A 12,582-nucleotide genomic window follows, 5' to 3' on the forward strand; every position below is an offset into this window, starting at 1 on the left:
TCATATGATCATCTAGTGAATACTACTATTAGAAAAAGGTATTCATAGACGATCAAGAAGCACTAAGATTGATCAATTAATTCTATAAAACCAACGTCGGCATCAACCTAAATCGGGGAAATACAATACAAAAAACAGGATTAAAATCATTTGAAAATCAAATAAAATTCATATCGAATCATGAAATAAACTGACACAAATTCGCTCTAAATCTCCTGATAAACGATGTGCTTAATACACTTCAAGGCAAAAATAGCCATTAAAAACAGGATGAAAATAATAATAACAGAAACTGTTACTATTTCATAAAATTATGTAACCAAGATGCAGTATTACGATACCTAAATTATAAAAGGGCACATTTTAAAACCAGATAAATCCTATTTTTTTAGTTTTACTAATTGGATACATGGAATAATTGCAAAAATATTGAAATTATACTCCAACAAATATGTAAATGGTATTCATTTTAATTCAAAAAAAATTAATTTACAGCTTCAAATGAACTTCAAAGATTACAATGCAAACAAGTATAATATTAATTGAGGACAACAAAAGGTTATCAGAAAACATCAATGAAATACTAACCATTCAAAACTATTCGGTTCTTGGAATTTTGGATAATGCAGAAGATGCCTTGATTGAGATTGAAGAAAAAAAACCAGATCTGGTTTTAATTGACATCAAACTAAAAGGAGTTAAAACCGGTATCAACCTCGCCGCAGAAATTAGGAAAAAAATGAGCCTACCCATAGTATTTTTGACATCGGCATCCGGAAAAGAGGTAATAGAAAAAGTTGCCCATTTGAATCCTGAAGGGTTTATAACCAAACCCTTCAATATAAAAAGTATTGTCACTACCATAGAATTTGCGGTCAATAACTTCAAAGCTAAGAAAAAGCTAAATGAAGCCAATTTAGTCCCGAGTGATAATGCAGATATCTATATCCGAGAAAACGGCTGGTTAATCAGAATAGAAGTAAAAGAAATCGATTGGTTAAAGGCAGACGGCAGCTATACCCATTTGTGGGTCAACGAAAAAGCCTATACATTACGAAATACCGCAAAAGAAATTTTGGTGCATTTACCTGAAAGCCAATTCTTTCGAGTTAATAAATCGGACATTGTGAAATCTAAATAAAATCAATGCGATCAATTCCAAAATTATTAAATTGAAAAACCGCGAAATTCCAATAGGAAGAAATTACTATAAGGAGATCATGCAGTTGATCAACAAAATATCAGGTTAAGACTTGTCGTCGAATCCCTGGAAATAAACTGATCAAATTTCAAATCAAGATCCTTTATTTCTTCCTCGAATTAAACTCAATATTTCCGTGGCAGATTGAAGCAGCTCGATATCTGTTTCATCATTTTTTATGATATTCAACAGTCCCAAAACGTTGGCAACAGGTTTTCTGAAAACATGCGAAACGACCCATGGGACCTGTTTTTTCATCCACTCAACTTCCATTTCGGGAATTTTCCCATCAGTTACGTCGAGTGATGTCTATGAGGTTCAGTCGTTGGAAGTCAAATTGAAGCCAATTTTTTTGAACCCTACTTCAAAAGAATAATAGAAATCTTGGGAATTTAATGTCATGGTTGTTTTTTTGGGATTGCCATCAAATAATACCTCTGCTGATAAATCTGTAAAAATCAATCACCCTTTTAAAGTCCTCACGCTGGAGCTTTCTCTTCAAAAATCTGAAAAATTCAACAAACGTAAAGTTCCTTGCTTCGAAAAATGGATATTTCACAAATACCTTATCATTTATTTTGATGACTTTCTCAAAAAGGTCCACTTCCAGTAAAAAGGAATTCGGAATATCACTTATACGTTTAAAACTGTTGAAAGAACTAAGAATAGGGTTTTCATAATTAACCTTTCTTTCAGGCGTCATTCCTACTACCATACCACCTGTAAATGAATTACTTGCATTGAAAAGAAAACAAGAGATTTTAAAATAATCCTTGCCTATTTTTTCCTCAGAGGTGATCATCTCCAATTCTTTCTGTCTACCAATGTAAATGGAAGATCTTTTAATTGAGGGCATCATCCTTTCCACGAATTCAGGTCTGGGATGAAGCTCAGTAATGGAATTGGTGTTATTGAGCAAATCCTGCATCAGTGGATTAGGATAAAAAATCTGCCCCTCCTTATTAAATAAGAAGAAGAGTTTGCTTTCATTTTTTATCTTATCAAATAGATTCCCTGAATAATACTTAATCAATATATAATTATTTTCTATCAGAAAATAGAAGGCTGCCAAAAAACCTGTTAACACAATAGACAAGCCCGGAAGACTTCTATTATAAAATATAGGAAATATAAATTGAGAAACAGTAGCAAACAACACCACTACTAGGGCTATATAGTTTACAAAATTCAATCCAACAATCTTATTTTTAGTAGTTCTGACAGTCATAAACAAGAAAAATAGTGTCACAAGCAATTCAAAAAAAATCCATATGGGAATAGCAAAATCTTTAGAGTCTTCACGAAACTCAAGTGCATATCCAAAAACACTGGAATGTTGCATACTTATTTCAGCTGGAAAAGTAATATAATCTATAAACAACCATAAACTATAGATTAACATAATCAACTTAATCAAAAAATATCTTCTCCCCTGCTCATTTACTAATCCGGTAACCAAATCAAACAAGAGGTATCCGATAATAATATAAAAAATAGAAAAATAATTATTAAAACCCTTAACAATATTCAAAAAATAGCCGCTCCTTAAACAAAGCTCATACAATTGCCATACCAATAAAGACAAGTTAAATAGTAAGAATTTTCTTTCAATAGGAGAATTCAATCCTTTTGAAACAGATAATCCTAAGAAAATGGATGAAACAAGCAAACAAATGAATGTGATCAAAAAAAAAGAGTATACATTGTACTATTTAAATTTACACGATTGATTTAATTTTCCAATAGTATGCATCAATTTAAGAAATCCATTTCATTACACTACTTGCTTTATCTTGAGTCATAGGTTTAGATATATAATAATCAACATGGTTGATCTTTATTGCTTTTTCTCTATCCAAAATATTATTAGAGGAAGAATGGATAATTACCTTTATTCGTTTTTGCAAATCGATTGCTTTGAGATGTTCCATAAATTTCCATCCATCCATGCCAGGCATATTCAAATCCAGAAGAATTCTGCTATTTTCATGGCAATACCTTTCTGAACCACAAAAATCCTTCACATACTGCAATCCTTCAAATGGACAGCAAAAGCATGTAACCCGCACAGAACCATCCTTTGGTATGGTTTTCTCAAGAAAGAACCTTGATAGAAGTATTGAAATAGGGTCATCATCAATCAAAAGTATTTCCGAAGTATTCATAAAAAAACAGCGATATTTTAACTATTAAAATTATTTGGCTCTATTCCTAAAGCCCTATTATCCAAATATATAAGTTCCTGCTTAGTAATAAAAATGTGCTAATTCAATGTCCATTGCCCATATATTTCAAACCACATATTTACATTATAATATACATTTTTCTGCTCTTCATAAACCTATGGATTTAATCGTTATGGAATCACGATCACCTTTATATTAATTTCCGTAACAATATTTATACATATCCCTACAAAATCCTTCAATGAAACAAACCATCAGGTATAAATGATCAATATCCTTAAGAAAACATCGATTTCTGAAAGAAAGGCAGACCAAGAATTAAATAATGAAAAGGATGAAATGATCTCTGGCCAATCTGCTTCATTCATCACATTCACGGCTAGTAAAATTTTTTCTTATCCGCAAAGATGGCAGTCAACTTAGATTATTTGATTATCTGGTCGGAAGATCGATGCCCTAAGATTCCCGCACTGACAGCACAGGCTGAAACAGCCTCAATTCTTAAGTCTAACTTATCCTTTTAAATCCTCAGAAAACATCAAATTTTACAGAATGTATTCGAATAAAAAACAGTACTGGGATCAGGATGCCACGATAATCCGAACCCGATACTAACCATAAAACAGACTTGATTTAATAATACCTCACCCATTCCATGCATCTGAAAACCATAATGAACTTCATACCAAGTTCACTAAAAATTAAATTCATTTTTTTATCAAATGAAAACTATGTTTGACTTCTTGGTCAAACAACAATAAAAAATACTCACCCAAGGCAATTGATTCCAAATTTACTATCATGAAAGGCGATTGTGGCTCAATTAATGCCTGTCCATTTGCGACAAGCGCACCCTGACTGGAGTAGAGATAGTAGGTTAGTTTCTTAGCACTGTATTCAGTAGTACCAATAGAAAAAGAATCCTTGAAATGATTAGGGTAAACAAATAATTCAGCTTCTGAAAAATGGGGAATGAAGACCCTGTTAAGTTTTGAAACCAAAGGCGCAACTCCAGTATCCGAAATTACCCGAATCCTATAATAATTATCACCGAACATGGGGTTAGTATCCTCAAAGCTCCCATACTCCCCATCCTTAAGATTCCCATTCCAGATCTCTTTGAAAATCATATCGGAACCGCTTCTTTCCATGGACCACAGAGCTTGACAATGAATTTTCATGGACTTTCCATTCTACCAAAACCGTTCTTTCCGGTCGTGTTTCTGCATGAAAAAACTGGACGGATCTGTTTAATATCCTAGCCATAGAATTCAAACTCACTAATTTCGGTGAAGGTGCTGAACATCCTTCTTCAGGTTGCCAAACCAGAAAATAATTGATCGAATCAAACTGGTCCGAGTAGGTCAGCCCAGAAATACTCAAGCTTCCTTCATCCACTGAGTAAGACACCCCATCCACCAAACTCCCATGTTGGATTTCAACAGTTTGATTCTCGTCCTGGTACCATTTGAATTCCCCTTCACCTGACCAATCAGTCAAGGCTGGGGTAAGAATTACCGGATTGATTCCTTCTATATAAGTAAAAAGGCCATTTTCATCTATCCCCACCTCTCCAGATGGGGTAACAGTAAAGTTTGCCAAAGATGGTGCGGGCAAAACCTTTACCTGAAAAATTGATGGTTCACTTTCTCCGCTACAAAGTAAGCCAGTGGATTTGACAGAAAATTGATAATCTCCTGCAGGAAGTTCCTCAGAGGTGGTATAAGAATCCATGGTGCCCATGGCAATCTCTTCTTCTCCTTCTATCCGGTACCAATTTAATTCTCCCCCAGCTATGTTTTCTGGGCTTATTGTGACCGTTTGTCCCTGACAAATTTGAAAAGCCCCATCTTCCGATTCCAGTGTAATTTCAGGCCTTTTGGGCCGCACTTGTGTTTCACTGATCTGAAGATTCCCTTCCAAGACACCTAGACCTAGCAGAGATGAAATTTTTATTCCTATACGGTCAATCGGATAATCATCACTACTTATCGGGAAATCGAAAAATTCACCAGTGGAGAAAAGGCCCAATACATCCAGGTCTAATAAGGTAGAAGCGGTAACCGAACTAACGATTACACCGTCTGAATACGCTACTAGTTCCACATATTCTAATAGATCCAGATCGACCAGTGATTGACCTGAAGCAAGGCTGACTGTGATTTCATTACCCGGCTCCACGGGAGAATTGAAATAGATTAGCTGTTCAACCGTTCCGGCTAGCCCTATAACTCCAAGTGAAATCTCAGAGAAAGTTTCCAAGTCCCTATCCACAGCAAGTTCCAATCCTAAGACAGGGGGATTCAGGTCCACTAGGTCTAAATTGATTCCGCTTCCATCATAGCTGGTGAATGTAGGAACCACCGAACAGGGATCCACTTCAAAATAAAAGGCATACCAGACATCCAGGGTATATTCCGAACCAAGCCCAGCCAATGCAGTGGACCGATTCGACAAGCGGATCCTATCATATGGCAGGTTTGGTTTCAGAGCAAGGTAGTAATATCCATTCTTATCCTGCACTAATCGAACATCATCCGTATCAAAACCCTGGGTACTGTTTCTGGTCAACACAGTGGCACCGGAAGAGTTTCTGACATCAATTTTAATTTCCTGTTCACCCAAAATAACCAGTCCAAGGGTAGTGGATAAAAACTCTCCTAGACTTCCCCCAGTTAATAGCTGCAAGAGGTTTTCATCTGCCCCAATCCTCACATAGGACCAGGATTATCAGCAGGAACGGTTACAGGAAATTTCAATTCAATTTCTCCGTCATAACTTCCCAAGCCGGCCAATAATCCGGGGCTTGACAAAAGACGGGCATACTGATTATCTTCCAGCACCGCGTATCCAGGGTATTGGACGGTGGCACTGTAACAGGGACCCAAATTCAAAAAACCACATCCCACCATAGAAGTCATTTTATCAGCTGGGCTGGTAAAAGTAACCTGATCTGCTAAGACTTTTATTTCCTGCGCTTTAGCAGGGCTGAAAGTGAAACAAATCAGAATGACAGCCAATGAAATCTTAATACTCCCTTGAGCCAATTTAAAAAAATCCAGAGTCATCATAGAAAATTGAATTTTTCCTCATTCAACTTTCTAAGCTAAATATTCTGGCAGCTACTTTTTTCTAAGGTGTTTTTGCAGGTAAAAAAACAAAATCAACAACATTTTTTTATTAATCAACCTCTTTTTTAATACTACCAATAACACTCCAAATAGATAAAACCCGTGGTTATTACAATTATTCGAAGGTTTCTAACAATATTTTTCTTCATTCTGTCAAAAAAAAACCATTTGAAACCATGTCCTCAAAAAAACACTTTATCATCGCAGCAAAAGGAGACTTAAGCTCCACTACGTATGCAACGAATAAAATCTTTCCGAAGTGACGATTGAATATAGTGATCAAATGGACCTCCTATCAGCGCTACAATTGCCACCCATTTTATATTGATTTTTGTGGTCCGGAACAGTGGACCTAGTCGCGCTTAAATTATTGATTTGTAGGATGGATTTTACATTTTCTTATGGATTCTCCACATTTATTCGACGCGGTGTGAATCAGGAACAATTCAGTCCAAAATCCATCTGCCAGAGGGGGGGCTTCGATGAATTCAGACGATGAACTTACTGGTAAATGGGAGGTTATGATTTTGGACTTATTCATATGTAGATCTTAATAGCCTCCTATTCTTTTCCAAAAAAAACAATTTCTGACGCGGGTCAGTTTGCCCCACCAACGAGGAGTAAATTTGTATAATAATCTATGGGTAAACTTGAATTACCAGCAGGGAATCAATTTCATCGTTTTTTGCACTAAGAGCATGAGGAAACGGAATAAACCAGCAAAGGCAGGAGCGCTGGCTTTATGCCGTAGTCTCTTGCCTCGTGTGACGGGATCAGGGTAAATTGGCGAAAGAAGGAATAGAAAAAAATATAATTGATTTGAACCAGTGATGAACCAGTGTTGAATCAGTGCTGATTCAGCGAATTTAGGGGGACTATAAAAGCAGTCTTGGAACAAACCAATCATTTCCAATTCTGCTAGAAATACCACAGTGTAATTTGAACTGGAGTTTTCAAACCGATTCAAAAAATGATTAGGAAGGGAATATGCTTGTGGCATTGCCGGTTCAAAAAAGTAAGAGGTATTTTTTTCTTCATTTTAACCACTTTCTGACTCAATTTCTTAGCTCAGATCAATCCCCTCCCAAACTAGAAACCAAAAGATTCTCCTCCCAAAAACAGAATAGTTTTACTTTTTTTTCCTTAAAAATTAATTAAACTAAAATCAAAAGAAAAGGCGGTAAAGTCACATCCAGACGCTTGATCTTCAGGAAGGTATTTGTTGAATTCAATTACTCAAATCGCGCTGTTGACTATTTCAAAATTTACAAGAGAACTAATTTAAATTTTAATTTTTTGTAGCGATTCAACAGGTTTGAGCGTCTTCATCCCAACTAAACCACTACTATTTTGAATTACACCCTATCAGTGGTCCTGCCTAATTATAACGGCAGAGACCTTCCTGGAGATCCTATTTGCCATTCACAATTAAGGCACTGAAAAAATCGAATTGCGAATATGAGTTTATCCTTGTAGATGATGCCTCTCAGGACGATTCCGTTTCTTTCATAAAGCAGCATTACCCAGCTATTACTATTCTTCAAAATTTCCAAAACAAGGGGTTTTCATTTTCCTGTAATAGAGGAATTTTGGCAGCTAAGCATGACTTGGTTTTTTTGCTGAATTCAGATATCAAACTAGCACCTGATTACCTGGAAAAATTGCTCCCATATTTCGAAGACAGCAACACCTTTGGGGTAATGGGTAAAATTCTGGACAAAACAGGAGCTAAAATAGAAGTTGCAGCAAAAATTCCCAGGTTTAATGGATACAAACTAAAATCCGACCGGCAGGTTTATCCCAACTCATCCTTAAGCAGTAGAATACCTACCACCTTCCTATCAGGTGCAAACTGCCTGATAAACCGGCAAAAGCTACTGAAACTGGGAGGCTTTGATGAAATCTATTCTCCTTTTTATGCCGAAGGCCTGGACCTATCCATGCGTGCCCTGGAAAATGGGCTGGTCTTGTTACTATGAGCATGAAGCTACATGCTTTCATTTAGGCTCCCATACCACCAAAAGCTATTTTCAAAAAACAAGAATCAAGGAGATCTACTTCCGCAACCGCATGTTATTCCGATGCCATCCATATGGACAGAAAGGATCTCAAACGCTGGAAGTTGTACCTACTATGGACTGAAGTAATGCCAAAATTACTAATAGGGCAATTTTGGATCTTAAAATCCTATGCAGCACTTGATGTACATAAAAATGAAATCCGGCATTCCAGAAAAAGACTACGGAATCTTTTGATGTGCAATAAGGGAAGAAAAAGCATAGCTGAAGTCACCCATACTATCCATGGCCTATTGGTAAATAAAGAATTAACTGCTTTATAAATCTACTATGCAAACCTATTGGCGCTTACTTTCATTTGCGAAACCCATTGAAAAATACGCAATCCCCTACGTGTTATTCACCATTTTTTCGGTGCTGTTCAACACCCTAAATCTAGCCCTACTTGCCCCCTTACTCAGTACACTTTTTAAGGAAAAAACAACAACGGTGGTAAAGCCTGAGTCATGGGTAGACATTATGGACTACTTCAGTTACTATGTCTACTCGATCCAACAAAGCTGGGGAGCCTACGAAGCATTAAAATGGGTGTGTTTTTTCATCTTCCTTTCGGTACTGCTCAGCAATACATTCCGGTATATTTCGCAGAGGGTGTTGGAAAACCTTTGGATTCACACCTTACTGAATTTGAGAAGAACAGTGTTTAATCATGTAATGGATTTACATGTAGGTTACTTTAATGAGCAAAGGAAGGGAAATATCATTGCCAAAATCACTTCTGATGTACAGGTAGTACAGTATTCAGTTACCAGCACCCTTCAGGTTTTATTCAAAGAACCATTCCAGTTATTGGCATACCTTTTCATCCTGTTCGCTATCTCTTATAAGCTGACCCTGTTTGCCATGCTGGTTATTCCCATATCAGCCTTTGTGATTTCCCAAATTGTAAAGCGCCTGAAAGCACAGGCAAAAGAGGCACAGGAAACGTTTGGCCTGATGGTAAGCTATCTGGATGAGGCGCTTTCAGGAATAAAGATTATCAAAGCCTTCAATGCTACTGAACGAATCAAAAACAGATTTCACCAGGAAAATGTTAAGCTTCTCCGAGATCGGCAGGAAAATGTCCTACCGCCAGCAATTAGCCTCACCTGTATCCGAGCTACTCGGAGTAGTCATGGTCATCATCATAGTACTTTACGGAGGGTCTCTGGTGATTGATAACCAATCTGAACTCAGTGCCTCGGCATTCATCACCTACATAGCTATTTTCTCGCAGATCATGCGTCCTGCCAAAGCGATCACAGAATCCTTTAGCACCATTCATTCAGGAATTGCAGCTGGAGAAAGGGTCTTGGAACTGATCGATGAAAAAGCCTTAGTGAAAGATCAGGAGGGAGCGATCCAAGTCCATAGTTTAAATAATGGCATTGCATTGAAAGAAGTGAGCTTCTCCTATGGCCACGAAAAAATCCTGAAAAATATAGATATGGTAATCCCAAGGGGATTTACCGTTGCCCTGGTTGGCCCTTCAGGAGGCGGTAAATCCACCTTGATGGATCTGATCCCAAGATTTATCGATCCTCAGGAAGGAAGCATATCCTTTGACGGGGTTGACATCAGAGATCTTTCCAGCGATTCCTTACGTGCTTTGATTGGCATTGTAAATCAGGAATCTATTCTATTTCATGATTCCATAGCCAATAATATAGCTTTCGGTAATCCTGATGCCAGTATGGAAGAAATCCAGCTTGCTGCCAAAATCGCCAACGCTGAGGATTTTATTCTTCAGACCCCAAAAGGATTTGATTCCAATATCGGGGATAGAGGCACCAAATTATCAGGTGGTCAGAAGCAACGTATCTGTATAGCCAGAGCCGTATTAAAGAATCCCCCTATCCTACTCTTGGACGAAGCTACTTCCGCATTGGACACCGAATCAGAATTTCTGGTGCAGGATGCACTGAATAAGCTAATGAAGAACCGTACCACCCATGCGTTATCGCACATCGCCTTAGCACCATCCAAAATGCAGATTTAATCCTTGTTCTGGACAAAGGGAAGATTGTGGAGCGGGGGACCCATTTTGAGCTACTCATTCAGGAAGGAATGTACAGCAACCTAATTGATAAACAACAATTTACACAAGGATGAATACCTCAAATCTACCTTTGATTTCTATTGCCATGTGTACCTACAATGGCTCCCGATACTTACGTGAACAATTGGACAGCCTGGTTTATCAGACCTATCCAAACTTGGAAATTTCCATTTTTGATGATTGTTCTTCAGATGACACTGTAGCTATTATCCAGGAATACGCAAAACAATTCCCTCAGATCAAGCTTACTCAAAACCGGGTAAACCTAGGTTATCAAGAGAATTTTGCAGCCAATTTCAAGGCTTGCCTAGGCGAACTCATTGCACCATGCGATCAGGATGATATCTGGGGCTTGGACAAAATAGAAAAACTATTCCACATCCTCGAAGATCATTTGCTGGTTTACCATGACTCCGAACTGATTGATGGAGATGGCAAAAGGATGGGTATCCGTATGAGTAGCAAACTCAACTTTGTAAAAGGAAAACAACCCAAATCATTTTTGTTTTTCAACTGTGTATCAGGGCATAGCATGCTGTTTCGCAAAGTATTACTGGATTATATTTTCCCTTTTCCTCAAAAAGGATTTTATGATCATTGGATGGTATTTGTGGCCTCCCACTATGGTAGCATAGACTTTAAAAATGAATGCCTGGTAAACTACCGGCAACATCAATCAAGCATTACCGACATTCTTGGTGCCAGGAGAAAAGAGAGCAAACTTCAAACCGCCATTTCCAGAATCCAGCGGGAAAATGATTGGTTGGAAATCTGCGCGGACTATGAAAAACAGGTTTATGGTCATGGGTTTACAAACAACCTTTTCGAGCAGGGAAAGAACCGGGATGATAATTATTTCAATTTCAGGTTTGGATACACCATCTGGAAGCATCAGGAGGAACTGCTTCACATTCCAAAACAAAAGCCTAAAAAACGCCTGGGTTTTGCAATCAGACAGATCTGGGGCGTGAAGACCAAAAGCTTGTTCAAATAGCCCATGAAAGTTTCTATAATCATACCTAGCTATAACTACGCAGGCTATCTGGGTGAATGCTTGGATTCAATTTTGGCGCAGAGCTGGGCAGACTGGGAAGTTTGGATTGTTGACGATGGATCTACTGATCATACCGAACAGGTAGCAAAGCTATATCAGATCAAGGACAAGCGGATCAAGTATCACTATCAGGAAAACCATGGGCTATCAAATGCCCGAAATACAGGTCTCTCCCTTAGTACAGGAGAATATTTGCAATTTCTGGATGCTGATGATTTAATCAGCAAGCACAAGCTTGAATTACAGGTCAGGCACCTGGAAGAAAATCCCGAGATAAGCATTTCCTATTGCCAGACTTGGTATTTCGACACCAAATTTCCTGAAAAAACATGGGAGGATCTTGCCTTAAAAAACCAGACACGACATCCGATTTTGGATGATCAAGGGTTTGGATTGTTACAGACACTCATCCGAGGAAACTATACTACAGTATCCAGCCCGCTTGTTAGAAGAGCTATCATTGAAGATGGAATTGTATTTCCTGAATCAGTTACAAATTCTGAAGATTGGTACTTCTGGCTTCAGTGCGCGCTGCGGGGACATCACTTCCAGTACTTGCCTAATACATCAGCCTTTACCAAAATCCGGGTACATGCTGATAGCATGAGCCAACAAAAACTCCAGATGTACTATGGGGAACTCCAACTCCGGCAATGGCTTTCTGAGCAAATCACAGGCACTTCTTTACACCCCAAGGAAAAAGAGCAGTTATTGATTTTGAATCAGGTTCAAGAAGAGAGGTTGTTTAAACACTCCATGCTCACCGGACCACTTTGGAATGTCTCACATTTAAAGCAAATGTTCCGACTAAGTGATTTTTCTAAGCTAATAAAATACCACAACCTAGCCCGCAAACATCAGCGGGTACTATCCCACGCCAACTTTTAAGCTAAA

The 12,582-nt window shown here is 38.0% G+C and carries 9 protein-coding genes and 1 pseudogene; 5 read left to right on the forward strand and 5 right to left on the reverse strand.

All coding sequences use genetic code 11. The features are described 5' to 3' along the window. The first annotated feature begins 520 nt into the window (after positions 1-520). A complete protein-coding gene (locus AC0L6R_RS03325) occupies positions 521-1,141 on the forward strand; it encodes a response regulator transcription factor (protein WP_473269915.1) in 621 nt (206 codons plus the stop codon). Between the two features lie 484 nt (positions 1,142-1,625). Here AC0L6R_RS03325 and AC0L6R_RS03330 read toward each other — a convergent pair whose 3' ends face one another. The 5 genes from AC0L6R_RS03330 to AC0L6R_RS03350 all read right to left on the reverse strand — a co-directional run bounded on the left by AC0L6R_RS03330 (position 1,626) and on the right by AC0L6R_RS03350 (position 6,455). Further along, entirely contained in the window at positions 1,626-2,543 is a 918-nt protein-coding gene (locus AC0L6R_RS03330; RefSeq protein ID WP_473269916.1) for a hypothetical protein, read from the reverse strand. Between the two features lie 415 nt (positions 2,544-2,958). Next, positions 2,959-3,366, reverse strand: a complete 408-nt coding sequence (locus AC0L6R_RS03335) for a response regulator (protein ID WP_473269917.1) — start codon at positions 3,364-3,366, stop codon at positions 2,959-2,961. 728 nt (positions 3,367-4,094) lie between these two features. Next, positions 4,095-4,538: a hypothetical protein gene (locus tag AC0L6R_RS03340; protein WP_473269918.1), complete on the reverse strand. Its 444-nt coding sequence runs from the start codon at positions 4,536-4,538 to the stop codon at positions 4,095-4,097. Then, positions 4,483-6,102: a hypothetical protein gene (locus AC0L6R_RS03345; RefSeq protein WP_473269919.1), complete on the reverse strand. Its 1,620-nt coding sequence runs from the start codon at positions 6,100-6,102 to the stop codon at positions 4,483-4,485. The genes AC0L6R_RS03340 and AC0L6R_RS03345 overlap by 56 nt, the downstream gene beginning before the upstream one ends. Beyond that, entirely contained in the window at positions 6,099-6,455 is a 357-nt protein-coding gene (locus tag AC0L6R_RS03350; RefSeq protein ID WP_473269920.1) for a hypothetical protein, read from the reverse strand. The genes AC0L6R_RS03345 and AC0L6R_RS03350 overlap by 4 nt, the downstream gene beginning before the upstream one ends. A gap of 1,478 nt (positions 6,456-7,933) precedes the next feature. Here AC0L6R_RS03350 and AC0L6R_RS03355 point away from each other — a divergent pair. The 4 genes and pseudogenes from AC0L6R_RS03355 to AC0L6R_RS03370 all read left to right on the forward strand — a co-directional run bounded on the left by AC0L6R_RS03355 (position 7,934) and on the right by AC0L6R_RS03370 (position 12,576). Continuing rightward, positions 7,934-8,497, forward strand: a complete 564-nt coding sequence (locus AC0L6R_RS03355) for a glycosyltransferase family 2 protein (RefSeq protein ID WP_473269921.1) — start codon at positions 7,934-7,936, stop codon at positions 8,495-8,497. 369 nt (positions 8,498-8,866) lie between these two features. After that, a pseudogene (locus AC0L6R_RS03360) lies at positions 8,867-10,687 on the forward strand (ABC transporter ATP-binding protein). Continuing rightward, the gene (locus AC0L6R_RS03365) at positions 10,684-11,628 is read left to right on the forward strand and encodes a glycosyltransferase (protein ID WP_473269922.1); all 945 of its coding nucleotides are present in this window, start codon (positions 10,684-10,686) and stop codon (positions 11,626-11,628) included. The pseudogene AC0L6R_RS03360 and the gene AC0L6R_RS03365 overlap by 4 nt, the downstream one beginning before the upstream one ends. Before the next feature lie 3 nt (positions 11,629-11,631). Next, on the forward strand, positions 11,632-12,576 hold the full coding sequence (locus tag AC0L6R_RS03370) for a glycosyltransferase family 2 protein (protein ID WP_473269923.1): 945 nt from the start codon (positions 11,632-11,634) through the stop codon (positions 12,574-12,576). Positions 12,577-12,582 lie beyond the last annotated feature (6 nt).

The sequence above is a fragment of the Algoriphagus sp. 10J20-15 genome (assembly GCF_055809615.1).

Coding starts and splice junctions, on each gene's coding strand:
- AC0L6R_RS03325 (WP_473269915.1), top strand. CDS start 521: ATGCAAACAAGTATAATATTAATTGAGGACAACAAAAGGTTATCAGAA.
- AC0L6R_RS03330 (WP_473269916.1), bottom strand. CDS start 2,543: ATGCAACATTCCAGTGTTTTTGGATATGCACTTGAGTTTCGTGAAGAC.
- AC0L6R_RS03335 (WP_473269917.1), bottom strand. CDS start 3,366: ATGAATACTTCGGAAATACTTTTGATTGATGATGACCCTATTTCAATA.
- AC0L6R_RS03340 (WP_473269918.1), bottom strand. CDS start 4,538: ATGGAAAGAAGCGGTTCCGATATGATTTTCAAAGAGATCTGGAATGGG.
- AC0L6R_RS03350 (WP_473269920.1), bottom strand. CDS start 6,455: ATGACTCTGGATTTTTTTAAATTGGCTCAAGGGAGTATTAAGATTTCA.
- AC0L6R_RS03365 (WP_473269922.1), top strand. CDS start 10,684: ATGAATACCTCAAATCTACCTTTGATTTCTATTGCCATGTGTACCTAC.
- AC0L6R_RS03370 (WP_473269923.1), top strand. CDS start 11,632: ATGAAAGTTTCTATAATCATACCTAGCTATAACTACGCAGGCTATCTG.